Origin of the sequence: Collinsella sp. AM29-10AC (genome assembly GCF_003469085.1) — a bacterium.
Taxonomy (GTDB): Bacteria; Actinomycetota; Coriobacteriia; order Coriobacteriales; family Coriobacteriaceae; genus Collinsella.
This window is the reverse complement of the sequence record NZ_QSKB01000002.1, coordinates 79,688-104,274: the sequence shown is the minus strand read 5'-3', so window position 1 is coordinate 104,274 and position 24,587 is coordinate 79,688. Positions and strand designations below refer to the sequence as shown.

Genomic DNA, 24,587 nt, shown 5'->3' with positions numbered 1-24,587 from the left:
CCATTTGTAATGAACACTATCCAGATCAATCCGGCCGATAACGTGATCGTCGCGCTGTCGCCGCTTGCCAAGGGCACCGCCGTCGCGGTTCCCGGGGTGGGCGAGGTCGTTGCCGCGGAGGATATTCCGCAGGGCCACAAGATGGCCGTGCGTGCCATTGCGGCGGGGGAAGACGTCGTCAAGTACGGTCTTCCTATCGGTCACGTGACGGGCGACATCCAGCCCGGTCAGTGGCTTCATACGCATAACGTCAAGACCAACCTTTCGGGCGAGGTCGAGTACGCTTACAACCCGACGCATCCGGTCGTTGAACTGGTTGAGCCCGAGACCTTTATGGGCTTCCGCCGCGCTGACGGCCGCGCCGCCACGCGCAACGAGCTGTTGATCATTCCCACGGTCGGCTGCGTCAACGAGGTCGCACGTGCCATGTGCGAGCAGGCTCAGGATCTGGTCGAGGGCTCGCTGGAGGGCGTTTACTACTTCCCGCATCCCTTTGGCTGCTCGCAGACCGGTGCCGACCATGCCCAGACGCGCCGTCTGCTGGTGGCGCTCTCGCGTCACGCAAACGCTGCGGGTGTGCTGTTCCTGTCCCTCGGTTGCGAAAACTGCACGCACCAGCAGGTACTCGACGAGCTCGGTGACTTCGATCGCGAGCGCGTTCGATTCCTCGCCTGCCAGGATGTAGCCGACGAGCAGGTCGAGGGTCACAAGATCCTGTCCGAGCTTGCCGACCTGGCCAAGCAGGCCAAGCGTGAGCCCATTCCTGCCTCCGAGCTGGTCATTGGCCTTAAGTGCGGCGGCTCTGACGGTCTTTCGGGCATTACCGCCAACCCCACGATCGGTCGCGTGAGCGATATGGTTGTCGCCCGCGGCGGCACGTCGGTGCTCACCGAGGTTCCCGAGATGTTTGGCGCGGAGAGCATTCTGCTCGATCGCTGTGAGAGCCAGGACGTCTTTAACGCAGCTGCCGACATGCTCAACGGCTTTAAGGACTACTTTATCAGCCACGGCGAGGTCGTCTATGAGAACCCGAGCCCCGGCAACAAGGATGGCGGCATTACCACGCTCGAGGACAAGAGCTGCGGCTGCGTGCAAAAGGGCGGATCTGCCCCCATCGTCGACGTGCTGCCGTATGCCGGTCAGGCTACCAAGCATGGCCTGAACATGCTGTGCGGCCCGGGTAACGACATGGTATCCACCACGGCCCTGACGGCTGCCGGCTGCCACGTAATCCTGTTCTCGACCGGCCGCGGCACGCCGTTTGGCGCACCGGCGCCTACACTCAAGGTGTTCACCAACCAGCGTCTGTGCGACCACAAGGCCAACTGGATGGACTTTAACGCCGGCGTGGTCGCCACGGGCGAGCGTACGCTCGACGAGGCTGCCCACGACCTGTACCAGCTGGTGCTAGAGACGGCGAGCGGCAAGCTTACGAGTGCCGAGCGCCGCGGCTGTCACGAGATCAGCATCTGGAAGGACGGCGTCTGCCTGTAGCGGTAAATGGGTTCGCATAGGGCGCTATTGACCATGGCCCCGTCGGGAGTGTTCCCGGCGGGGCCATGTTTGTTCTGTCTGTTCGGGCGTGTCTTCCTGAGGGTACGGGAGCGGCGAAAACAATAAACGTTCACCTAATCGACCTCAAATTTAAACCCACTCAATACCCATGTAATCGTGATTTTTTTCAAGTCAGATGTCCGTTTAACGGCAAAAAACGACCGTTCAAGGATAATATACAAGTGAACGTTCACCTATCATACGCAATCGCGCATAATCTAGCTAAACGTTCACCCTACGAGTGGGCGATATGCAGACAGACATCGGTATGGACTCCAATGTCTTGTTACAAGACAATCGAGAAAAGAGAGGGAGCTCGATGACTAACAAGATCGGTAAAAAGCGCAAGATCACATTCTGGACGCGCTTGGGCTTTGGTATGGGCGGCATGCTCAACTCCGGTGCCCTGAGCTTTACGCACAGCTACATGGTGCTGTTCCTGTCCACGGAGTGCGGTCTGTCCGCAGGCGAGGCTGCGCTGATCAGCTCGTTCGCCATCTATCTCAACGCCATTCTGTGCCCGCTCATGGGCTTTGTGGCCGATAACTTCTACGCTACCAAGATCGGCCGCATCTTTGGCCGCCGCCGTTTCTGGATTTTGCTGGCTATCCCGATGATGGTCGCCGAGCCGCTCATCTTTGTGGCTACGCCGTTTGGTTTCCCGTACTACTTTGTGTTGTACCTGATCTACAACGTCGCGTACACGTTCTGCACCGCCAACCTGTCGCCGCTTACCATCGAGATGACCGATGACTTCAAGGAGCGTACGTACCTCACCGGCTACAAGCACCTCTTTGGTAACGCCGCCGGCTTCCTGATGGCAGCACTCGTCGGCTTTGGCTTTGGCACCTTCGGCGAGACCAACCCGTTCAGCTACTTCATTATTGCTACGATTAACGCTTCGGTCATGGCAATCTCGCTGCTGTGCGTGTACCTGTCCACGTGGGAGCACACCCCCGAGGAGGTCGCTCAGGAGAAGATCGAGAGCGTCGGCGAGGGTATCAAGAAGTTTTTCATCGACGTTATCTCTACCTTCCGCAACAAGTCCTTCCGCAAGGTCCTGTATGCGCAGGTCTCCACGAAGCTCGCCGCTGCCTGCTGGTCTGCGTGCCTGTCCTTCTTCATCGTCTACTGTCTGCAGATTCCTAAGTCCTACGAGTCCGTGATGGAGATGCCCGGCAAGGTTGTCGCTATCGTCTGCACCGCCATCTGGGTTGCCCTCATGGCCAAGAAGGGCTTCCACAAGTCTTGGTACCTGGCAAACGTCGGTTGCGGCGTGCATCATCGCCTACAACTACTTCGCCTTTGGTCAGATTAACGGCACCTCCACGGTCGCCATCGCCATGATCGCCTACCCCATCATCTTCGCCATCTGGAAGTTCTTCTACGTTGGCTTCCAGTATCTGCCCGATGTTCTGCTCAACTACATCCCCGATGTCGATGAGCTCATCACCCTGCGTCGTCGCGAGGGCATCTACAGCTCCGCACAGCAGCTCTGCCAGCAGATCGCCCAGGCTGTTGCCGTCAACGTATGGGCTATCGTCCTTGCTGCCTCCGGCTTCATTCAGACCGCCGGCAACAGCGACGCCGTGACCCAGCCCGCCACCGTGCCTCTGTACATCTGCGGCTACATGCTCATCGGCTGCGCCGGCTTCTTCCTGCTCGCGGCCGTCCTTGCCCGCGGCATCAAGATTGACAAGGAGCAGTGCGACATCCTTTGCGACGAGATCCACCGTGTCAAGGAGGGTGGCAAGATGGCCGACGTCAAGCCCGAGGTCAAGGCGCTTTGCGAGGAGCTCTCCGGCTTTAAGTACGAGGACTGCTTCGCCCACAACAATGTTGGCTTCCAGGACGGCAGCGTAATTCCCGCCGAGTAGGGCAGGCGCATCGTCCAAACCACAGGGCCGTGCCACCGGAGATCCACCGGCGGGTACGGCCCTTTTTTAAAAACGAGTAGTATGAACTTCTGATTACATTTGAGGGAGAGACCCATGGAGACGAACGTTATCTGGCGCAATGCCCGCGCGGCTGTTATCGAGCTCGACGATGGCGGCTACTTTACCTGTGCCGATACGTGGGAGATCTTTGTCAACGATGAGCCCGCCGGTACCACGAATACGGTCGAGACCTATGTCGATGGCCTGACCCCCGGCAAGCGCAACCTGATCCGCTTTGTCTGCGGCGAGCGCGAGTTGAGCGTAGGCGTCACCACGCCGGCGGAGCCCTTTACCATCAACGTTCGCGACTGCGGAGCCAAGGGCGATGCCGAGCACGATGACACCACCAACATTCAGGCTGCCATCATGGCCTGCCCCAAGGGCGGGCGCGTGCTGATCCCCGCCGGCAACTACCGCATCAAGTCCCTCTTCCTTAAGAGCAATATCAACATCGAGCTTGCCGAGGGCGCGGTGCTGCTGGCCCGTCACGACCGCGCGGCGCTTGCCTACATTCCGGGCACGGTCACGGGCGACGAGGGCGCCGGGTATGCCGGCACCGACATGCTGCCCCTGGGCCGCTGGGAAGGCGAGAGCTTTTCGACCTACTGTTCGACCTTTACGGGCCTGAGCGTGCACGACGTGTGCATCTATGGCCGCGGCGCCATCGACGGCCAGACCGATTTTGCCGAGGACAACTGGTGGAACAAGGACTTTAAGAACATCTTCCGTCCCGAGGAGGGCCGCGAGGTCGCCCGCCCGCGCATGATCTTCCTGTCCGAGTGCGAAAACGTGAGTCTTGCCGGCTTTACCGTGCGCAACAGCCCGGCGTGGAATATCCATCCCATTCTGTGCGAGCACGTCGATGCCCTGTGCCTGTCCATCGAGGGTCCCAAGAACTCCCACAACACCGACGGTTTCGATCCCGAGAGCTGCGGTTTTGTCCGCATCCTTGGATGTCAGTTCTCGGTGGGCGACGACTGCATCGCCATCAAGAGCGGCAAACTGGGCATTGAACCCGAGCTCCGTCCCGCCACGCACGACGTGCTGATCTCGCACTGCTACATGCACGACGGCCACGGCGCCGTGGTGCTGGGATCCGAGGCCGCCGGCGGCATCAAGGACCTCACCGTGAGCAAGTGCCTCTTTGAGCGCACCGACCGCGGCCTGCGCGTCAAGACACGCCGCGGACGCGGCAAGGACGCCGTCAACGAGGGCATCACCTTCGAGCACATTCGCATGGATAAGGTGCTCACGCCCTTCGTGGTCAACTCGTTCTACTTCTGCGACAAGGACGGTAAGACCGACTACGTTCAGTCTCGCGAGGCGCTGCCCGTCGACGACCGTACGCCCGGCTTTGGCGCCACGACGTTTTGCGATATCGAGGCCACCAACTGCCATGCGGCCGCGGCCTATATCACGGGCCTTCCCGAGAGCAAGGTGACGCGCCTGACGTTCCAGGATGTCCATGTGACCTTTGCCGCCGATGCCGAGCCCTTTGTGCCGGCCATGGCCTGCGGCGTGGAGCCCATGGTGCGCCAGGGCATCATCGCGCAGAACGTGAAAGTCCTCGACCTGCAGAACGTGCGCATCGAGGGTCAGGATGGCGACGAGCTGCAGCTGCAAAACGTCGACAAGGTTATCCGCGCGTAGGGTAGTGCTCCTGCACAAGTGAATACGGCATGTTGAGGCGTGCGACGGTCGGGTCTGCCCGGCTGTCGCACGCAATCTATAGGTGCCGGTATTGCACGGTGGGTGTTCTGTGACAGAAAGCGTAATGACAGATGAGTGGTAAAGAACAGCTCTTTGAGGTATCGCTCGAACGCGAAGGCGCGTATCGCAGCATTTCGGCGGCGCTCGAGGCGGCGGAGCGGTGTGTGCCCGATGCGACCGTGCCGGTGCGCGTGCTGGTGGCGCCGGGTGAGTACCGCGAACGGGTCGAAATTCGTCGTCCGCATGTGACGCTCGAGGGCGAGACGGCCGACAGCGTGCGTATCGTGGGAGGCCTGGGTGCCAAGATGCCTTCGGAAGATGGTAGCTGCCAGGATGGAAGACTCGGCACCTTCCGTACGTACACGGTGCTGGTCGATGCCGACGACGTGACGCTTGCGGGTCTAACAATCGAAAACAACGCCGGTGATGGGCGCGAGGTCGGCCAGGCGATTGCCCTGTATGCCGATGGTGACCGCCTGGTTGTCGATGTCTGCTGCATTAAGGGACACCAGGACACGCTCTTTTTGGGGCCGCTGCCGCCGCGCGAGGCCAAGCCGGGCGGCTTTATAGGCCCCAAGCAGTTCGCCCCGCGCCGCGTGGGGCGGCAGTACTACCGCCGCTGCCTCATTGCCGGCGACGTCGACGTTATCTTTGGTGGTGCGCGAGCCTATTTTGAGGGCTGCGAGATCCGTTCGCTCAACCGCTCCCTGGATGTGAATGGCTACGTTACAGCGGCCTCGACGCCCCAGGGCGAGCCCTATGGCTTTGTGTTTCACGGTTGCTCCTTCACGGCGTCGGACGATGTGGCGTCCGGCTCGGTTTATCTGGGCCGTCCTTGGCGCGAGTGGGCCCAGACCGTGATGATCGACTGCTGGCTGGGCTCACATATCAAGACCGAGGGCTGGTGGGACTGGGATAAACCGGCCGCGCACGACCGGGCGCTGTATGCCGGCGCTCGGCTGCATGGACCCGCCGGCAGCGCCGATGGCTGGGCTGCTTGGGCCCACAAACTCGATCCTTCCGGTGCCGCGCGCTATAGCCGCGCGCTCGTGTTGGGTGGCGAGGACGGATGGGACCCTCAGGGTGGGTCAGACGATGCCGTCGAAACCGCCCGGCTTGCGGACGGTGGCCGAACGGTGCATATCGAGCACTACTACGAGGACGAGCCCGCGTTGCGCGAGCGGCTCAAGAAAGAGGGCCGTTCTGCCGCGTTTGCGGGCGCGACATCTGCCGACTTTAAGGCGTGGGAGCGCACGACCCGCACACGCCTCCACGATGTCTTAGGCCTTTCGCTCATGGAGCGCGTGGCGCCCGACGTGCGCGAGCTCGAGCGGGTGCGTGTGGCTGGGGATATCGTGCGCACCCATATGCTCTTGCGCGTTGAGACCGATGTTTGGATGCCGCTGTACCTGCTGGAGCCCGCCGGGCCCAAGTGCAACGAAAACGGGCGCAAGCGGTGCTATATCTGCCCGCACGGCCATCAGGGCGCGGGCGCGGCGAGCGTCGCGGGCGTTATGGGCGTGCCGGCGGTCGATGACGCCGTGCGCAAGTTCAACTATGACTACGGCCTGCGCCTGGCGCAGATGGGCTATGTGACCGTCTGCCCCGATGCCCGCGGTTGGGGGCATCGCCGCGATTGGAAGGGCCAGGGTGACGATGAGACGAGCTACCTGCGCGGCACCTGCCTTAACCAGGCGCGTATGGCCGAGCCGCTGGGCCTGACGGTTGCCGGCCTAAACGCTTGGGACAACATGCGCCTGATCGACTATCTCGAGACACGCGGCGACATCGCCATGAACGACTTGGGCTGCTTTGGCTTCTCGGGCGGCGGGTACATGACGCTCTATCTGGCTGCGCTCGACCCACGCGTGCGCAAGGCGTTTGTCTCGGGCTATCTGTATGGCGTCGACGACTCACTGCTGCATCTCAACGGAAACTGCAGCTGCAATTATGTGCCGGGGCTTTGGCGCCTGCTCGATATGGGGGACATCGCCTCGTTGATCGCGCCGCGTCCGCTCTTGGTTCAAAGCTGCGAGAAAGACCATCTCAACGGCGCCCGCGGACTTGCGAACGTAGACGAGCAGCTCGATATCGTCCGCGACGCCTACGCGCTGCTGGGTAAGGCCGACAACCTCTCGCACGAGGTTTGCCCGGGCGGACACCATCTGGGCGTCACGCACCTTGCAGATGACATTGCGTGGCTCGATGCGCACGTTCTTGTTGACGGGGGTGCAGGAGACGGGACTTGCGCATAGACAACAGACCGACAACAACGCTGCCGCGGCAGCGTCTAGGGAGAACAACATGGACATCAAACGTCTGAACGAATCCACCATCTGCGCTTTTGGCGACTCGACCACCTGGGGCGATAACGGCTGCGGTGGGGGAGGCAACGAAATCTCGTGGACTGCGCATCTGGGCGCGCTACTGGGCGGTGCCATCGTCGAGAACTACGGCATCAAGGGCTCGCGCATCGCCGTTAAGGCCGACCGTAACGACTCGTTTGTCGAGCGTCTGGACGGCATCGACGATGCGGCCGATATCTACGTTGTCTTTGGCGGCGTCAACGACTTTAGCCGCAACGTGCCGCTGGGAGAGCCGGGTAGCACCGACGTGCATGAGTTCTACGGCGCGCTCGATTACCTGATCCGTACCATCACGGAGCGCTCGCCCCGGTCAAGGCTCGTGTTTATGACGCCGTGCAAGACGAGCGGCAAGCACGAGAAGGATATTCCGGCAAGCAACGAGGCCAACCATCTGGGCCTGACGCAAGACGCCTATGTGCAGGCGATGCTGGAGGTTTGCGACCGCTACTCGGTGCCGGTGATCGACCTCTATGCGCAAAGCGGTATCAGCCCGTTTTTGCCGGAGCACCGCGAGCTCTACATGCCGGACGGTCTGCATTACAGCCCTGCCGGCTATGAGCGCCTGGCGCATCGCATCGCTGCGGGCCTCACCGCCGTTTGCCGTTAAAAGTTTGCCGTTCACGGGGATTATAGGGTTAACGTTCACCCTATAATCCCCGTTCGCGTTACACTAGGGGAAACGTTCACCCATCAATAACGTCAGAGGGGACAGCAATGGGTTGCAATCAGATTCTGGACCGTTATATCGAGCAGTTGATCGAGACCTCTACGCCTCAGGCGCCGGCCTGGAATATCGAAAAGCTTCGCGCCGGCAAGGAGAACACCTGGAATTACATTGACGGCTGCATGATCAAGGCACTCATCGAGCTGTACGAGATCACCGGCGAGCAGCGTTACCTGACCTTCGCCGACGACTATATCGACTTCTTTGTCCAGGATGACGGCACCATCAAGCATTACGATCCCCAGGAGTACAACCTCGACAACGTCAACGCGGGCAAAACCCTCTACAAACTCTATGACCTGGTGGGCAAGCCCAAGTACCGTGCCGCCATGGATACCATCTATCGTCAGCTCGAAACCCAGCCGCGTACCAAAGAGGGTGTGTTTTGGCACAAGGCCGTCTACCCCAACCAGATCTGGCTCGACGGCATGTACATGGCGCAGCCGTTCTACATGCAGTACGAGCTGAGCTTCCACAACCGCCGTGCCTGCTCGGATAGCTTCCATATGTTCCAAGTGGTGCACGATTTGATGCGCAACCCCCTCAACGGCCTGTACTATCACGCCTACGACGCGAGCCGCAAGCAGTTCTGGTGCGATCCCGTCACCGGCCTTTCGGCCAACTTCTGGCTGCGCGCCGAGGGCTGGTTCGCCATGGCGCTCATCGATACCTGGGAGCTCATGCCGCCCTCGATGTCGGCCGAGAAGGACGAGATCCGCAAGATGTTCCACGACCTGATCGACGCCATGCTGCCGTATCAGGACGAGAAGACCGGCATGTGGCACCAGGTCATCAACCTGCCCAATATCGCCCCCAACTATCTGGAGGAGTCGGGCAGCGCCATCTTTGCCAACGCCATCATGAAGGGCGTGCGCCTGGGCGTGCTGGGCGAGCGCTACTACCAGTACGGCCGCCGCGCCTTCGACGGCATCTGCGACACATGCCTGTCCGAGCATGACGGGCAGCTCGCGCTCGACAACATCTGCCTGGTTGCGGGTCTTGGCAACACCGCACACCGCGAGGGCACGTTTGGCTACTACATGAGCGAGCCCGTCGTCAAAAACGACGCGAAGGGCGTGGCCCCGCTGGTGCTCGCCTATATCGAGACCATGCACCACGACAAGCTGGCCGGCAAGCGCGACCCGCTCGCCCCCTCGGGTGTGTGCTCCATCGAAGACCCGTTTGGCGGATACACCCCGGGCATCAACGCTCGTAAGGGATGTGAATAGCGTGGGGGCCATTACTCCGGGCGTACGTTTGCACGACCTTCCGCAGGGAACCGTCGAGGAGCGCATTCGCATGGCAGGAGAGCTGGGCTTTTCGTGCATTCAGCTGCCGAGCAAGGTGCTCTACGCATCGATGGGCATCGATCGGGGCGGCCTGACTCGCGAGCTTGCCGATCACTTGCGTGCGGTGCTCGACGAAGCGGGCATTACGGTGGCGGTGCTTGGCTGCTACAAGAACCTGGCGACGCCCGACCGCCAACAGCTCATGGATAACTTTGCCGAGTACGAGGCGTGCTTGAACTTTGCCCAGATGCTCGGCGGATGCCCTGTTGGCACCGAGACCGGCCGTCCCAACGCGCAGAACCGCGTCGCAGACGATCGCATGACCGACGAGGCACTCGATGCTTTCATGGACGGACTCGCGCACGTCTGTGAGCGTGCCGAGGCCGTGGGTGGGCAAATTCTGATTGAGCCCGGCTGGAACGAGACGGTCAACACGCCAGATCGCTGCCGTGAGGTGCTGGAGCGCGTCTCGAGCCCGGCGCTCGGTGTAATCTACGACCCGGTGTCGTTGCTGCACCCCAGTGTTGTTGGCGAGGCGTCCGAAATCACAGCGCGTATGCTCTACTTATGCGGCAGCAAGATCCGCGTGCTGCACGCCAAGGATTTTGAGGTCGTTGACAACGAGGACGAGGCCGGTTGGTGCGACGGTACGGGTTCGCGCCTGGTGTGTCGCGGTGTGGGCGAGACGGGACGATATGACTTTGAGCCCGTGGTGGCCTGGGCCGCTGCCGCTTGCCCGGGGATTCCCTGCGTGGTCGAGAACAGCGTGCCGGCGACAGCGGCCGGCTGCCTGACGACACTCGAGCGCATGTCTGCTTGTTGCGGGGCTTCACATCGCGAGATATAGCATTGGCTTTTGCCATGGCGGCCAATTGAGTTTGCCTGACTGGGGGCGACGATGAAGGGTCTTTATCGTCGCCCTATCGGATTACATCAAAAAGGGGAGTTGCGTGGCTATCCACATTGTCGAAGAGGCAAATCGTTGCCTAGGTTGCAAAAGGGCGTTCTGCCAGATTAAGGGCTGCCCGGTTCAGACGCCTATTCCGCAGGTTATCGACCTGTTTAAGCAGCGTCGTCTGGAAGAGGCGGGCGAGCTGCTGTTCCAGAACAATCCCATGAGCGCGGTCTGCTCCATGGTCTGCAACCATTCGGGCCAGTGCGAGGGCTCGTGCATCCAGGGCCGCAAGGGCACGCCGGTGCATTTCTCGAGCATCGAGAACTATATCTCGACCGCGTATTTGGACCGCAAGGAGTGGAAGCCCGCGCCGTCGTGCGGCAAGCAGATTGCCGTGGTCGGCTCCGGTCCTGCCGGCATTACCGTAGCCATTAAGATGGCCCAGCTGGGCTGTGCCGTTACGGTGTTTGAGCAGCGCCCCGAGATCGGCGGTGTGCTGGAGTACGGTATCCCCGAATTCCGCCTGCCGCGTTCGCTGGTGCAAAAGTACCGTCACGTGATGTGCTCGCTCGGCGTGCGCGTTCGCCCCTCGACCACCATCGGCGGCGCGCTGCATATCGACGATCTGCTGCGCGACGGCTACGATGCGGTCTTTGTGGGTACCGGTACCTGGCGCGCCCGCAAGCTGGGTATTCCCGGCGAGTCGCGTGGCAACGTGCTGTTTGGTATCGATTACCTGGTCGATCCCACGAGTGTGGCGATCGGGCAGAACGTGGCAGTCATCGGCGCCGGCAACGTGGCCATGGATGTCGCCCGCACGGCCCTGCGCTCGGGCGCTCGCAAGGTTACCGTGTATGCTCGTTCGCGCCATATCTCGGCTATCGATGACGAGGTCGAGCTGACCGAGCTCGACGGTGCCGAGATCGTGTGCGGCAAGGCAATCTGCGCCATCGACGATAACGGTCCGGTGTTCGAGACCGCTATCTTTGACGAGGACAACAACGTGGTGGGCTACGAGGAAGAGCTTGACCATGTGCCCGCCGACACGGTTGTGATTGCGGCTTCGCAGGTGCCCAAAGACAAGCTCGTGCTTACAACGGGTGGTCTGGAGACCGACCATCGCGGTCTTCTTTCGGTCGATGAGTGCGGTATGACCACCGTGCCGGGTGTCTTTGCCGCCGGGGACGTGGTCAACGGTCCGCTCACCGTGGTCCATGCCGTGGCCGGCGCCAAGCTTGCCGTCGAAGGCATGACCAGCTACCTGGGCCTCTAACTCATCCCACCCATCAGTTGCGGTGAAATACGGACTGTTTTGGCTGTCAGAAGCCTCATCTACTCCGTATTCCACCGCAACTTTTTTGTGGGTCGAGTAAAAGCCGGGGGAGCGCTCACGGTCGGGCATTGCGCGGTTACTGCTACGATAGGTAGGTCAGCAACTGCCGCCGAGCGGCTCAAACGAAAGGAAGCCTGCATGGAGTCCTCCTCCTACCCGATGCTCTTTAGCCCGATCAAGGTCGGTACGACCGAGGTCAAGAACCGCGTCTTTATGCCGCCGGTGTCCACCAACCTGGCCGATCACGGCTATGTGACCGACGATTTGGTCGATCATTACCGCGCCCGTGCCAAGGGCGGCGTGGGCCTGATCATCACCGAGGTCGTGACGGTCGAGCCCACCTATACCTATCTGCCGGGTGACATGTGCTGCTACGACGACACGTTTATCCCCGGCTGGGAAAAGCTCGCCGCCGCCGTCCACGAGTACGGCTGCAAGATCATGCCGCAGCTCTTCCACCCCGCCTACATGGCCTTTAACATTCCGGGCACGCCGCGCCTCATCGCCCCGTCCTTTGTGGGCCCGTCCTATGCCCGCGAGGCGCCGCGCCCCATCACGGTTGATGAGATCCACGAGCTCACGCATCAGTTCGGCGACGCAGCCGTGCGTATGCAGAAGGCCGGCGTCGACGGCGTTGAGGTCCATGCGGCGCACGCCCACGGCATGCTCGGCGGCTTTTTGACCCCGCTCTACAACAAGCGTACCGACGAGTACGGCGGCTCGCTCGACGCCCGCATGCGCTTCTTGCTCGAGGTCGTCGCCGAGATTCGCGAGCGCTGCGGCAAGGACTTTATCATCGACGTCCGTATCTCGGGCGATGAGTACACCGATGGCGGCCTGACCCTCAACGACATGATCTATGTCTCGCGTCGCCTGGAGAAGGCTGGTGTCGACATGATCCACGTGTCGGGCGGCACCACTATCAAGCGCGGCTCTGCGATTCCCGCCGCCGGTACCCAGCAGGCCTCGCATGCCGCATGCTCGCGCGAGATCAAAAAGCACGTGAACATTCCTGTCGCCACCGTCGGCCGCATCAACGAGGCCTGGATCGCCGAGGAGCTGATCGAGGACGGCGCCGCCGACATCTGCATGATGGGCCGCGCCAATCTGTGCGATGCCGAGTTCTGCAACAAGGCAGCCGCCGGCAACGCCGACGACATCCGCCCCTGCATTGGCTGCCTGCGCTGCCTGAACGGCATTATGTTCGGCAAGCGCATCTCCTGCACCGTCAACCCGGACGTGGAGCGCGATGAGGCCGGCTATGAGCCTGCCGCCGAGGCCAAGAACGTGCTCGTTGTGGGCGCCGGTCCCGCGGGCATGGAGGCAGCCTACATTGCCGCCAAGCGCGGCCACAACGTGGTGCTCGTGGATAAGCAGGACGAACCGGGCGGCGAGATGCGCATCGCGGCCGTTCCGCCGGCAAAGCAGGAACTCACCCGCGTGATCAAGTATCAGTACCGTCGCTTGGCCGAGGCAGGCGTCACGTGCGTCTTTGGTACCGAGCTTTCGGCCGAGGACATTCAGCGCGACTACGCGGGCTACGAGGTTGTCCTGGCCTACGGCGCCGAACCCATCGCTCCGGCCTTCATGCAGGGCTTTAAGCAGGTTATGACGGCCGACGACCTGCTGGGCGGCAAGGCTTTCCCGGGCAAGAAGATCGTCATCGTGGGCGGCGGTACCGTTGGCTGCGAGACGGCCGATTACCTGGCCCCGTTGGTCAACGACCTGTCGCCGGCCAACCGCGATGTCACCGTTATCGAGATGACCAAGACGCTCGCCGCCAACGAGGGCGGTGCCGGTCGCGCGGTGCTCATCACGCGCATGCTCTCCAAGGGCGTTCACGTGCTGACCGAGGCCAAGGTGACCGAGATCACCGAGGACACCATCAGTTACGAAAAGGACGGCGAGGTCCACACTATCGCCGATGCCGACACGCTGGTGCTTGCCATGGGCTATCGCCCCAACACCAAGCTTGCCGATGACCTTGCCGCTGCCGGCGTTGCCACCCACGTGCTGGGCGATGCCCAAAAGTGCGGTAACATCCGCGACGCCATCGGCGACGGCTACAAGGTCGCCTGCGAGCTGTAGGCTCTTGGCAAATAGGGGAGCGGCCGCCTTGCGGTGGCTCAAGCGATAGCAATCAAAAAAGGCGCCGCGACACATGGATTGTCGCGGCGCCTTTTGCTTGGCGGTTTGTTGGGGGTCGGTGCGCCCCGTGGGCCTTATTACAGGCCCAAGATCTCCTTGACCTTGGCGATGATGGCCTCGTCGGTGGCGTTGGCAAAGAAGTACTCCTGGAAGTGCTCACCAGCGAGGGCGCCCTTCACCAGATCCTGATCGATCTCGCCCAGGACGTCGACGAGCGGACGCATGGTCACAGCGCGCACGCCGTCGAGGATCTTCTTGTTGCGCTGCTCGGGCTCAACGCGCTCGGCGGGGTAGCCGTTGCCCGAGCCAAAGCCAAAGAGCTTCTCGAAGGTGTACTCGAGGTTGAGCTCCTGGCCCCAGCCGTTCTTGAGGGCGAAGGGCATGGCGACGGCGTTGCCATCGTTGACCTGGGCAAAGGTGTAGGCGTCGAGCGGGTCGGCAACATGGCCGCACAGCACGCCGGGGAAGGAGTTGCAGGCGAGCATAGCGCCCTCGCCGGTGCCGCAGCCGGTCACGACGTAGTCGGCGGCGCCGGAGTTGAGCAGCACGGCGGCAAGGATGCCGTTCTGCACGTAGGTGAGGGGCTTGGAGTCGGCGTCGGCATACATGCCATAGTTAAAGACGGTGTGCCCCATGGGCTCGACAACCTTCTTAAGGGCAGCCTCGATCATAGGGTTCTTGGAGTTCTGAGAATTCTCGTTGATTAGAGCGATCTTCATTTGAGTTAACCTTTCAACTAAATCTTCCAGTTTTTTGTTTCTGTGCGCGGGCGGCGGCAAAGCCAACCCGCGATGAGCTATACGGGCGGTCGGCAGTTAAGTCTGTCGCGAGTTCCGCACAAACCGAAGCGCCTGTGTTGGCTGGTGCGTGACGGTGGCGAGGGCGCGCGGAGTGCGGCAGATTGGCGTGAAAGAGGAGCGAAGCGTACTTCGGTACGCGAGCGACGGTTTGAGCGCCAAGGTGCCGTGCTCCGCGCGGCCGCAGCCTATTGCGGCTGTTTGCCGATGTAGGCGAGGATGCCGCCGTCCACGTACAGAATGTGCCCGTTGACGAAGTTCGATGCATCGGAAGCCAGGAACACGGCGGGCCCCTTCAGGTCCTCGGGCGTGCCCCAACGGGCTGCCGGTGTCTTGGCAATGATGAACTGGTCAAACGGGTGGCGGCTGCCGTCGGGCTGCGTCTCGCGCAGCGGTGCGGTCTGCGGCGTGGCGATGTAGCCCGGCCCAATGCCGTTGCACTGGATATTGGCCTCGCCAAACTCGGAGCAGATGTTTTTGGTGAGCATCTTGAGTCCGCCCTTGGCGGCGGCATAGCCGGCGATGGTCTCGCGGCCGAGCTCGCTCATCATGGAGCAGATGTTGATGATCTTGCCGTGACCCTTGGCGATCATGCCCGGCAGACAGGCCTTGGACACGATAAACGGGGCGTTGAGGTCGATATCGACGACGCGACGGAAGTCCTCGGCACTCATGTCGAGCATCGGCGTGCGCTGGATGACGCCGGCGTTGTTGACCAGGATGTCGGGCGTGGTGCCAAAATCGGCCTCGATCTTGGCGATGAGCTCGGCGACGACGGCCTCGTCGGTGACGTCGGCAACATAGCCGTGAGCATCAAAGCCCAGCTCGCGGTAGTGCTTCTCGGCCTCGGCGACTTTGTCGGCGTGACGGGCGTTAAAGGCGATTCTGGCGCCGGCTTCGCCGAGTGCCTCGGCCATGGCCATGCCGATGCCATAAGTGGCGCCGGTCACGAGCGCGACCTTGCCGTCTAGGCGGAAGCTGTCCATAAGGTTAGACATTACAATCCTTCCAAAAGAAACGTTCATCTATATAAGTCTTGCTTCTATTACAAGTTCAGTATAGGAGAAGCGGAGGAATTAAAAGTCAGGTTTTCCTAGAATCAGGTGAACGTTCACTTTTAAAAGGTGAACGGTTGCAGCCGCTCGTCGCGATATCTGCTACATGGAGTAGCGCCCGTGCGCATCGCATTTCTCCTCTCATAGATGCGCGGCGCAAGAGGTCCCGAGTTCAACACGAGCTCGGGGCCTTTTTGTTTGGATTACGGACGCATTGCCGGACGAAAACACTATGCGTTTGGTAAATAGTCGTATGAACGTGAAATTTGTATCTAGTTTCCGTACGCAAATAAGACGAAAACAGTTTGCGTCTGATTCTAAGCCGTACGCAAATGTTTTTCGTCTTATAATACGGTTCAGATGAGCATGAAAAGGAGAAGGACCGTACGTATGGTTGTCAGAGAGAGTCCTACCGTCGAATACAAGGAAAGCGTAACGCCGACGTTTCTTAAAACGGTGAGCGCCTATGCAAACTACGGGACGGGCAAGATAGAGTTTGGCGTTGACGACGGTGGTGTTGCAGTCGGTCTTTCTGACCCGGTTGCGGAGTGTCTGCGCATCGAGAACATGATTAATGACAGTCTGGATCCTGCGCCTCGTTACACGCTCGAGCTCGACGAGAACCGCGGAACTGTAACGCTTACGGTTTACGAGGGGCAGGACAAGCCCTATCGAAGCAAGGGGAAGGCCTACAGGCGAAATGATTCGGCGACGGTAGAGGTCGACCGTTTTGAGTACGGCAGGCTGACGCTCGAAGGCAGCAATCTGACGTTCGATGCGCTCACCTCGGCTCGCCAGGACCTGAGTTTTCATACGCTCGAACACAAGTGCATCGAGCATCTAGGCATTTCTGAGCTCACGTCGGATATCATGCGAACGCTTCGCCTGCTCGGCAAGGATGGCTATACCAATGCCGCGGCGATATTGGCGGATAACAACGAATTTCCGGGCATCGACTGCGTTCGTTTTGGCGACACCGAGGACGTGCTTTTAGATCGTGAGACGACGACGGGCCTGTCTGCAATTGAGCAGGTTGATAGAGCAGTTGCCATGTTCGCGCGCTACTATCGTTATGAGCGCATCGAAGGTGTCGAGCGTGTTCAGACCGACCGGATTCCCCTCGAGGCATTCCGCGAGGCAGTTGCAAACGCTCTAGTGCATCGGACGTGGGACGTGCAAGCGAATGTTCAGGTTGCTCTGTATGATGATCGCGTCGTTGTGACTTCACCCGGGTCGTTGCCCGCTGGCTTGACGACGGAGCAATACCTGTATGGACAGATATCCGTGCTCAGAAATCCCATCGTTGCCGAGGTCTTCTTAAAGTTGGACTATATCGAGAAGTTTGGAACGGGAATTGCGCGCATTAGGCGTGCCTATCGCGATTCGATTAATCAGCCGGTCTTTGATATTCGTGGCGGCGTGGTAGCTGTCGCGTTGCCCGTTACCGATGCCTTTGAAGGGTCTGGAGAAGAGGCTCAGGTTCTTAAGGCCTTGTCGGGCGGACGAATTATGTCGCGAAGTGAGATTGAGAAACAGACGGGGCTGAGCCGTGCGCGAACATTGTCCGCACTCGAATCTCTGCTCAGCCGAAACGCGATCATGAAACAGGGGACAGGCCGCGCCACGAAATACGAGCGAGCGTAGTCCGAAAGACCTGTGTTACCAGGCAGGCCCCAAGCCGCGAATGGCTTGGGGCCTTTTGCATGCCGGCTGGCAATGGACCAATTTATGTCAAGTTATAGCAACATATAGCTCCGCTTGCGGGGTTTGCGACGGGCTATTCCTCATCGTCCGTATAGCGCGTGCGTCGTTATTTGCGACATCGATATGCCGGGCACTCGAGCCTCGTTTGCTCCGCGGCTGTTCGCTATTTGGCGCCAAACGCCATGCGGACGAATCGCTGGGCAAACAGCTTGTTGGCGAAGTTGATGATGTGGCCCAAGAACAGTGCCGAGATGGCGGTGGTTACGCCAAAGCCGCCTAAGTTGTGCATGCATACCAGCGACAGCGTGAGCGAGGCGGCGACATGCGAGCAATCGAACATGACCTTTACGTCTCCAAAACGGCGCTTGAGCTTTTCCGCAATGACCTGCACCAAGCCGTCGGGTGCGTTGGGGACAACGCCCATGTTGACGACGAGACTGACGCCAAATGCGGTGATAGCGAGGGAGAGCAGCATGGTCGCAACCTGCGCGGGGAGCGCCGTGGGATGCAGCGGGTTGAACGCCATGAACAGATCGGTGAAGCCGCCCATTAGCGTTGAAAAGCAAAGCTCGAGCAAAATGCGCGGTTGAAATTCGCGTCGCAAGATGGCGAGCTGCGCCGCGATGTAAGCGACATAGGTAGTTGTAATCCAAAAGCCGAGCGTCTTGCCCGTGAGCATGGATAGGGTCGTGGCAAAGCACGTGAGCGCGGCGACGCCCAGGCCAGATGCCGTCTGGAGGCTCATACCGAGTGCCAGCACGGCAACGCCCGCCAGATACATCAGCATTCTTATGACGGTATGACGCCAGTCGATCTTCTCGCCATGCATGATGATGAGCGGTCGCATGCTGCTGCATCCTTTCGATTGAAGGATATTTAAAGAGAAATGTCTGACCTGGGCCGGCAAAAAGAGGGTTATCGGAGGCACTGCCTCAACGGCAGAAAAGCCGGCCCCATGGTCAGTCGTCTAGGAATGTCTCGTTGTGCCAGAATGGGACTGAAGGGCTCAACGAGACGGGAAGAAAGCAAATGGCATGGCATGGGCAATAGGATGCCAAGATGGTAGGGTGCGTCTTAGCATCCTATTGCCCAGGCTTGACGAAATCGGTTTCGTTGAGATTAAGTATACGCATGGGAATCCATTTGCAAAGCGAAATAGAAGAAATTAGGTGAACGTTCACCTAATTGCAACAACTTATCGGTCAAAAGCCGAATCCCGGCCCTACCCCTCAAACATCGCCGTGGGATGGGGGATGCGATAGTATTACGTGGAGTTATTCGACAAACCGTGAGCTTCATCCGAGGGCTTTATGGAACAACATCAGCTTTATCAGAGCCTGCAAGATCAGGCATACAACGCGTTGCGCTCCAAGATCATCTATGCCGAGCTCAAACCCGGCACACGTCTTTCGGCGATTGGTCTGGAAAAGGAGACGGGAATCGGGCGCACGCCCATTCGCGAGTCCTTTGTGCGCCTGCGTGAGCAGGAGCTGGTGGAAACGCGTCCCAAAAGCGGCACCTACGTCTCTAAGATCAGCATGGAACGCGCCGAGAACGCCTGTTTCTTGCGCGAGAAACTCGAGAGAAGCGTGCTCATTAAATGCTGCTCTGCCGCCACGCCCGAGCAAAAGCATCGGCTCGAGCAGATTCTTGCCGAGTCCGAGTCACTCGATCATCGTGAAACGCGTCGCTTTTTCGATCTGGACAACCTGTTCCATGAGACATGTTTTGAGATTGCCGGCCGCCACATGTTGTGGGATTGGATGAAGAGCGTCAACACGCATTTTGAGCGATACAACTGGTTGCGTATGGTGTCGCAGGATCTGGATTGGGAGCCGATTCGTCGGCAGCATCGCCGGATTCTCGAGGCCATTAAAAAGGGCGATACCGACACGGCGAGCTACCTGGCAGAGACGCACCTGCATCTAATGCCCGAGGAGCAGGGCCCGGTTATCGCCTTGCATCCCGACTATTTCGAGCTGTCCAAAGACTCGGCAATCTAATTCGTCCTCTTTATTAGTTGCGGTGAAATAGGGACTGTTTTGCGGCTTTGGCGGCGTAAGCAGTCCGTATTTCACCGCAAGTGCGGGGGTGCAATCGGGGCATGAAAAGGCTGCGGCGCCGCTTGGAGGAAAAGACCGGAAGCAAGGGTCCATTCCTCCAGACGGTGCCGCAGCTGTTTTGGTGGACTGGATTATGTTGAGCCGGCTGATTGGCCGGGAAAGCAAAGCGGCTCGGGGGCGTGTCGCTTCCGTCACGTTCTATCAGCATACAAGACGGTTTTGGTTCTTGTTCGTGACGGAAACGGCGCGCTTCCGAGCCGCTTTAAGAGAAAGGGGGCGAGGTCTAGGGCACGCCCCCTTTCACGATAGAGAGCTAAACCTAGCCGCGGACCTTCTTGACGACGTCCATGGCCTCGCGGGCAATCTGCTCGACCTTGGAGAGGTCGCCGTCGGCGAACAGGGCGGGCTTGACCATCCAGGTGCCACCGCAGGCGATGATGGCGGAGGAGCTCAGGTACTCCTCGACGTTGGCAGTGTTCACGCCGCCGGTGGGCATAAAGCGATGACCGACAAACGGAGCAGCGAGGGCCTTGATGGTGTTGAGGCCGCCATACTGAGCCGCGGGGAAGAATTTGGTGACCTTGAGGCCCAGATTCTCGGCAGCAGTGACCTCGGAGGGGGTCACGGTGCCGGGAAGGACGGGCAGGTCGATGTCGATGCAGTGCTTCACGACGTCCTCGTTGTAACCCGGCGAGACGATGAACTTGGCACCGGCGGTGCGGGCCTGCTCAACCTGCTCGACGGTCAGGACAGTGCCGGCGCCGACGCACATCTCGGGCTCGGCCTCGGCCATGGCGGCGATGCACTCGGCGGCGCAGGCAGTGCGGAAGGTGACCTCGGCGGACTTCATGCCGGCTGCCATAAGGGCATGGGCGAGCGGTGCGGCGTCTTCGACCTTGTCGAGCACGACGACCGGCACGATGCCCAGGGATTCAAGCGTGGTGTAGAACTGATCGAACATAGTGTTCCTTTCGATGTGAGTCGCGCACGGGCGCGTGATTGCCAAAGAAGATTGGCCATGAGCCGGTTCCGGATTGGTTATCGGAGGCACTGCTTGGGGTCACAAGCAATTCCAAAACCGGCTGCGCGACCAGTCGTGTAGGAAATGCCAGGCAAAACCGGAATGGGACTGGTGGTTTTGCCCGACCGGAGGAATCGGGGAGCGGGCCGCAGAGGTATGGGTATGGAAAGCTGCGGCCCGCGGAATGGGGACGGCTTAGCGCGCGACGCGAGTGCCACCGTCGGCGGCGGATGCCACGGCTGCGATCTCGTCTGCGGTCACCAGGTTGGAATCGCCCTTGATGGTGAGCTTGAGGATCGAGGCCGCAATCGCGTAGTTGACGGCGTCCTGCGGGTCGAAGTCGTTGATGAGGGCATGGACGAGGCCGGCGTTAAAAGCGTCGCCGGCGGCAACGCCCTCGAGCACGTGCACATCGTGAGCAGGGGAGAACCAGTGCTCGCCGCTCTCGGCGTCAAAGAGCATGCCCATCCAGATGGAGCGCTCGACGCAGGAGATGTTGCGGACGACCGAGGCAACCTTCTTGCAACCGTACTCGGCGCAGATCTGACGGGCCATCTCGACGTAGGTGTCGCGCTCCTCGATGCCGTGGGCAAGGGAGCCGGAGACGCAGGTCATACCGAGACCGGCAGGAGCGTCCTCGTCGTTGGCAATGCAGATGTCAACGAGCGGCAGGAGTTCCTTCATGGTGGCCTGCGACTTCTCGGGCGACCACATCTTGCCGCGATAGTTCACGTCGCACACGGTGGTGATGCCTTTGGCGCGGCAGGCGGTGAGGGCATCCTTGCTGGCGGCGGCCATCTCGTCGGAGACGGCGGGCGTCACGCCGGAGAAGTAGAAGACGTCGATGCCCTTGAGGATCTCGTCCCAGTCAAAGACGTCGCGCTTGGCCATGTTGATGGCAGAGTACTTGCGGTCGTAGACGCAGCCGTTGCCGCGCTGCGAGGCGCCGACCTCAAACACATAGGAGCCAAGACGGTCGCCCTGGCGCACGACGCGCGAGGTATCGACGTCGTAGACCTTCAGCGAACGCAGGGCGCACTCGCCCAGACGGTTGGCCGGGACAACGGAGACGTAAGCGGCCTTGTCACCCTGGTAGGCCAGGGAAAGGGCGGTGTTGGCCTCGGCGCCGCCGTAGCGGACATCAAACTCGGTGGCCTGCTCAATGCGCAGGTGATCTTTGGGCGAGAGCCTCATCATGATCTCGCCGAAGGTAAGAACCGTTTTACCCATGGTCGCGCAGCTCCTTCTTGCTCGTGCGTTCACCTTTGATATGGCGTTGGCACGGAGGTGCCAAGACGGTAGGGTGCATCTTTGCACCTCTGTGCCAACGCTTGCCGAAATCGGTTTACGAAATCGGTTTCGTTTCGAGTTGTAGTATACTCATCTACAACGTTTTGCAAGCGGGATTTTTAAAAAAATGCCTAAAATGGCTCAGACTGCCGACAATTGGGAAACGGGGTGCGCTATGGCGCAGATGAGGATTAAGGACATTGCTGCCGAGGCGGGCGTGAGCCCGGCCACGGTCTCGCGCTATCTCAACAACCGCCCCGGGCAGATGACCGAGGAAACCCGCGCTCGCATCGCGGCAGTTATCGAGCGCACCGGCTATCGTCCACGTGCCGCCGCGCGCAATCTGCGCAGCTCGCGTACCAACCTCATCGGCGTGATTTTGGCCGACATCGCCAACCCGTTCTCGAGCGCCATGCTCGAAGGGCTTTCCGCCAGTGCCGCCGCGCGCGGCTGCTCGCTCATGACGGCCATTAGTGGCAACGACCCCGCCAAGGAGGCAGAGTCGCTCACCAGACTTATCGATGCCGGCGTGGACGGCCTGGTCGTCAACACCTGTGGCGGCAATGACGAGGCAATCGCCGCGGCAGCGGGACGCTTGCCCGTCGTGCTGCTCGACCGCGATATTGCCGCCGGCGGTGTCGATCTGGTGACCTCCAACAACCGTGAGCTGGTCGCCGGCCTGGTAGATGCCTTGGCTGTCGCGGGCAGCGAGCGCCTGTGCCTGCTCACCGAGGCAAGCGACGACAGCCCTGTGCGTCGCGAGCGTGCCGAGGCCTTTGTCGACGAGCTTTCGCGCCGCGGCCTTGCGGGTGAGGTCGTCACCCTGGCCGATGGTGGCGTCGCGGGTGTCGGCCGCCTGGACGGAGCTATCCGTGACTATGCGGGTAAAAAGCTCGGCCTCATTGCCGTCAACGGTTTGGTCTTTCTGCGCCTGACCGAGGCGTTGGCGCAGCTGGGCCCCTCGCTGCCGGCGGGTCTCAAGATCGCGACGTTTGACGATTACCCCTGGAACCACGTGCTCTTTGGCGGTGTGACCACGGCCGCGCAAGATACCCTTACCATTGCCGAGCGCGTAGTCGAGCGTCTCTCCGAGCGCATCGACATCGTTACCACTACGGTGGGCGATGCCGCAAAGCTCGCCCCCAAGCGCATCGAGGTCCCCGGCCACATCGAACACCGCGCCTCGACCTCGCGCTAACTACTCGTTCGCAACTGCCTGTTCGCGCACGTTTTTTGGGCGCTTGATACGCTTTAACCCTGCGGAAACATTTTTCTGCGATAGTATCTGCGATATAGACCAGTCGAAACCCGCCCGAAAGAAAGGGGAGCGACATGAACCAGCAGAACATCGATTACGTACTCCGCTCCGTAGAGCAGCGTGATATCCGCTTTGTGCGTCTGTGGTTTGTCGACATTCTCGGCCGCCTCAAGAACTTTGCCATTAGCCCCGAGGACCTCGAGGTCGCTTTTGAGGAGGGTATTGGCTTTGACGGCTCCGCCATCGAGGGCTTTGCCACGCCCGAGGAAGCCGACATGCTGGCGTTCCCCGATGCTTCGACCTTCCAGATTTTGCCGTGGCGTCCGAGCCACAACGGCGTCGCGCGCGTGTTCTGCGACGTGTGTACTCCCGATCGCAAGCCGTTTGCCGGCGACCCGCGTGATGCCTTGCGCCGCATGTTCCGCAAGGCCGAGAAGGCTGGCTATCTGCTCAACGTGGGTGCCGAGCTGGAGTATTACTACTTCCCCGACGAGCACACCCCCGAGCCGCTCGACAACGTGGGCTACTTCGATCTTTCGGTGAGCGATGCCGCCCGCGACCTGCGTCGCAACACGGTCCTCACGCTCGAGAAGATGTCCGTGCCCGTGGAGTACACCTTCCACGCCGCCGGCCGCTCGCAGCGCGGTATGAGCCTGCGCCACGCCGAGGCCCTGAGCATGTCCGACGCCATCACCACGGCCAAACTCATCATTAAGCAGCAGGCCTACGAGAGCGGTTGCCACGCCTCCTTTATGCCCAAGCCGCTGGCGGGCGAGGACGGCAGCGCTATGTTCTTGTGCCAGTCGCTGTTCGACCACGACGGCAACAACGTCTTTTGGGGCGAGGATGACGAGAAGTACCATCTCTCCGACGTCGCCAAGCACTATATGGCCGGTATCTTGGCGCACGCGCGCGAGATCAGCGCCATCACCAATCCCACGGTCAACTCGTATAAGCGCATCACCACGGGTGGCGACTCCGTGCCGCAGTACGCCACGTGGGGCCTGCGCAACCGCGCGAGTATGGTCCGCATTCCGGTTTACAAGCCCGGCAAGCAGCTGTCCACGCGCATCGAGCTTCGCAGCCCCGACCCCATGGCCAATCCGTACCTGGTCAACGCCGTCACGCTGGCGGCTGGTCTGGACGGCATCGAGCGCAAGCTGGAGCTCCCGCCCGAGGCAACGGCCGAGACGCTCAAGCTTACCGACCGTCAGATGGTCGAGGCCGGCTACGCGCCGCTGCCGCGCTCGCTCAAAGAGGCGCTTGACGTGTTTGAGGACTCGCAGTTTATGAAGGATGCCCTCGGCGAGCACATTCACAGCTTCTTCCTCAAAAAGAAGCGCGACGAGTGGCATAAGTTTGAGTCTACGATCACCGAGTGGGAGATCAAGCACTACCTGGCGAACTCCTAATCGCGCTGGCTTGTTCCAGTACGATTGAGCT

19 protein-coding genes are annotated in these 24,587 nt (G+C 60.6%); 14 read left to right on the top strand and 5 right to left on the bottom strand.

Annotation, left to right across the window (positions count from 1 at the left end):
- Positions 1–9: 9 nt before the first annotated feature.
- The 10 genes from DW754_RS01430 (at position 10) to DW754_RS01385 (ending at position 13,896) form a co-directional block, all read left to right on the top strand.
- The gene (locus tag DW754_RS01430; RefSeq protein WP_117758219.1) at positions 10–1,494 is read left to right on the top strand and encodes a UxaA family hydrolase; all 1,485 of its coding nucleotides are present in this window, start codon (positions 10–12) and stop codon (positions 1,492–1,494) included.
- Between the two features lie 379 nt (positions 1,495–1,873).
- Complete coding sequence (locus tag DW754_RS01425) at positions 1,874–2,872, top strand: MFS transporter (protein ID WP_158561599.1); 999 nt, start codon at positions 1,874–1,876, stop codon at positions 2,870–2,872.
- Positions 2,769–3,431 (top strand): MFS transporter, encoded by a 663-nt coding sequence (locus DW754_RS01420; protein ID WP_117758217.1) that lies wholly within the window; start codon positions 2,769–2,771, stop codon positions 3,429–3,431. The genes DW754_RS01425 and DW754_RS01420 overlap by 104 nt, the downstream gene beginning before the upstream one ends.
- Positions 3,432–3,545: 114 nt before the next feature.
- Positions 3,546–5,141, top strand: a complete 1,596-nt coding sequence (locus tag DW754_RS01415) for a glycoside hydrolase family 28 protein (RefSeq protein ID WP_117758216.1) — start codon at positions 3,546–3,548, stop codon at positions 5,139–5,141.
- Positions 5,142–5,272: 131 nt separating this feature from the next.
- The gene (locus tag DW754_RS01410) at positions 5,273–7,456 is read left to right on the top strand and encodes a pectinesterase family protein (protein WP_117758215.1); all 2,184 of its coding nucleotides are present in this window, start codon (positions 5,273–5,275) and stop codon (positions 7,454–7,456) included.
- Positions 7,457–7,505: 49 nt separating this feature from the next.
- Complete coding sequence (locus tag DW754_RS01405; RefSeq protein ID WP_117758214.1) at positions 7,506–8,174, top strand: SGNH/GDSL hydrolase family protein; 669 nt, start codon at positions 7,506–7,508, stop codon at positions 8,172–8,174.
- A gap of 107 nt (positions 8,175–8,281) precedes the next feature.
- A complete protein-coding gene (locus tag DW754_RS01400; protein ID WP_117758213.1) occupies positions 8,282–9,520 on the top strand; it encodes a glycoside hydrolase family 105 protein in 1,239 nt (412 codons plus the stop codon).
- 1 nt (position 9,521) lies between these two features.
- Positions 9,522–10,427: a sugar phosphate isomerase/epimerase gene (locus tag DW754_RS01395; protein ID WP_117758212.1), complete on the top strand. Its 906-nt coding sequence runs from the start codon at positions 9,522–9,524 to the stop codon at positions 10,425–10,427.
- A gap of 103 nt (positions 10,428–10,530) precedes the next feature.
- Positions 10,531–11,748, top strand: a complete 1,218-nt coding sequence (locus DW754_RS01390; RefSeq protein WP_117758211.1) for an FAD-dependent oxidoreductase — start codon at positions 10,531–10,533, stop codon at positions 11,746–11,748.
- Positions 11,749–11,946: 198 nt separating this feature from the next.
- A complete protein-coding gene (locus tag DW754_RS01385) occupies positions 11,947–13,896 on the top strand; it encodes an NAD(P)/FAD-dependent oxidoreductase (protein ID WP_117758210.1) in 1,950 nt (649 codons plus the stop codon).
- A 137-nt stretch (positions 13,897–14,033) separates the two neighbouring features.
- Here the strand turns inward: DW754_RS01385 and DW754_RS01380 are convergent, their stop codons facing one another.
- Positions 14,034–14,675 (bottom strand): RpiB/LacA/LacB family sugar-phosphate isomerase, encoded by a 642-nt coding sequence (locus tag DW754_RS01380; protein WP_055309683.1) that lies wholly within the window; start codon positions 14,673–14,675, stop codon positions 14,034–14,036.
- Positions 14,676–14,941: 266 nt separating this feature from the next.
- Entirely contained in the window at positions 14,942–15,751 is an 810-nt protein-coding gene (locus DW754_RS01375; RefSeq protein WP_117758209.1) for a gluconate 5-dehydrogenase, read from the bottom strand.
- Between the two features lie 447 nt (positions 15,752–16,198).
- On the opposite strand from DW754_RS01375, the gene DW754_RS01370 reads away from it, so the two are divergent.
- A complete protein-coding gene (locus DW754_RS01370) occupies positions 16,199–17,452 on the top strand; it encodes an ATP-binding protein (protein WP_158548901.1) in 1,254 nt (417 codons plus the stop codon).
- A gap of 223 nt (positions 17,453–17,675) precedes the next feature.
- On the opposite strand, the gene DW754_RS01365 is transcribed toward DW754_RS01370, so the two are convergent.
- Entirely contained in the window at positions 17,676–18,359 is a 684-nt protein-coding gene (locus DW754_RS01365; RefSeq protein ID WP_117758208.1) for a YitT family protein, read from the bottom strand.
- A gap of 463 nt (positions 18,360–18,822) precedes the next feature.
- On the opposite strand from DW754_RS01365, the gene DW754_RS01360 reads away from it, so the two are divergent.
- Entirely contained in the window at positions 18,823–19,515 is a 693-nt protein-coding gene (locus DW754_RS01360; protein WP_117758207.1) for a GntR family transcriptional regulator, read from the top strand.
- Between the two features lie 379 nt (positions 19,516–19,894).
- Here the strand turns inward: DW754_RS01360 and eda are convergent, their stop codons facing one another.
- Both eda and DW754_RS01350 read right to left on the bottom strand, forming a co-directional pair.
- Positions 19,895–20,536 carry a bifunctional 4-hydroxy-2-oxoglutarate aldolase/2-dehydro-3-deoxy-phosphogluconate aldolase gene (gene eda, locus DW754_RS01355; protein ID WP_117758206.1) on the bottom strand — a complete coding sequence of 214 codons (642 nt, stop codon included), beginning with the start codon at positions 20,534–20,536 and terminating at the stop codon, positions 19,895–19,897.
- 255 nt (positions 20,537–20,791) lie between these two features.
- Positions 20,792–21,826 (bottom strand): sugar kinase, encoded by a 1,035-nt coding sequence (locus DW754_RS01350; protein ID WP_117758205.1) that lies wholly within the window; start codon positions 21,824–21,826, stop codon positions 20,792–20,794.
- Between the two features lie 235 nt (positions 21,827–22,061).
- Between DW754_RS01350 and DW754_RS01345 the strand changes: the two genes are divergently transcribed.
- Together DW754_RS01345 and DW754_RS01340 are read left to right on the top strand one after the other, a co-directional pair.
- Positions 22,062–23,084 carry a LacI family DNA-binding transcriptional regulator gene (locus DW754_RS01345; protein ID WP_158561598.1) on the top strand — a complete coding sequence of 341 codons (1,023 nt, stop codon included), beginning with the start codon at positions 22,062–22,064 and terminating at the stop codon, positions 23,082–23,084.
- A gap of 134 nt (positions 23,085–23,218) precedes the next feature.
- Positions 23,219–24,556: a glutamine synthetase family protein gene (locus DW754_RS01340; RefSeq protein WP_117758203.1), complete on the top strand. Its 1,338-nt coding sequence runs from the start codon at positions 23,219–23,221 to the stop codon at positions 24,554–24,556.
- The last annotated feature ends 31 nt before the right edge of the window (positions 24,557–24,587 follow it).

Excerpts from the sequence above, each read along its gene's own strand:
- DW754_RS01400 (WP_117758213.1), top strand. The coding sequence starts at position 8,282 with ATGGGTTGCAATCAGATTCTGGACCGTTATATCGAGCAGTTGATCGAG.
- DW754_RS01340 (WP_117758203.1), top strand. The coding sequence starts at position 23,219 with ATGAACCAGCAGAACATCGATTACGTACTCCGCTCCGTAGAGCAGCGT.
- DW754_RS01370 (WP_158548901.1), top strand. The coding sequence starts at position 16,199 with ATGGTTGTCAGAGAGAGTCCTACCGTCGAATACAAGGAAAGCGTAACG.
- DW754_RS01375 (WP_117758209.1), bottom strand. The coding sequence starts at position 15,751 with ATGTCTAACCTTATGGACAGCTTCCGCCTAGACGGCAAGGTCGCGCTC.
- DW754_RS01380 (WP_055309683.1), bottom strand. The coding sequence starts at position 14,675 with ATGAAGATCGCTCTAATCAACGAGAATTCTCAGAACTCCAAGAACCCT.
- DW754_RS01350 (WP_117758205.1), bottom strand. The coding sequence starts at position 21,826 with ATGGGTAAAACGGTTCTTACCTTCGGCGAGATCATGATGAGGCTCTCG.
- DW754_RS01425 (WP_158561599.1), top strand. The coding sequence starts at position 1,874 with ATGACTAACAAGATCGGTAAAAAGCGCAAGATCACATTCTGGACGCGC.
- eda (WP_117758206.1), bottom strand. The coding sequence starts at position 20,536 with ATGTTCGATCAGTTCTACACCACGCTTGAATCCCTGGGCATCGTGCCG.
- DW754_RS01430 (WP_117758219.1), top strand. The coding sequence starts at position 10 with ATGAACACTATCCAGATCAATCCGGCCGATAACGTGATCGTCGCGCTG.
- DW754_RS01415 (WP_117758216.1), top strand. The coding sequence starts at position 3,546 with ATGGAGACGAACGTTATCTGGCGCAATGCCCGCGCGGCTGTTATCGAG.
- DW754_RS01365 (WP_117758208.1), bottom strand. The coding sequence starts at position 18,359 with ATGCGACCGCTCATCATCATGCATGGCGAGAAGATCGACTGGCGTCAT.
- DW754_RS01410 (WP_117758215.1), top strand. The coding sequence starts at position 5,273 with ATGAGTGGTAAAGAACAGCTCTTTGAGGTATCGCTCGAACGCGAAGGC.
- DW754_RS01405 (WP_117758214.1), top strand. The coding sequence starts at position 7,506 with ATGGACATCAAACGTCTGAACGAATCCACCATCTGCGCTTTTGGCGAC.
- DW754_RS01345 (WP_158561598.1), top strand. The coding sequence starts at position 22,062 with ATGGCGCAGATGAGGATTAAGGACATTGCTGCCGAGGCGGGCGTGAGC.
- DW754_RS01360 (WP_117758207.1), top strand. The coding sequence starts at position 18,823 with ATGGAACAACATCAGCTTTATCAGAGCCTGCAAGATCAGGCATACAAC.
- DW754_RS01385 (WP_117758210.1), top strand. The coding sequence starts at position 11,947 with ATGGAGTCCTCCTCCTACCCGATGCTCTTTAGCCCGATCAAGGTCGGT.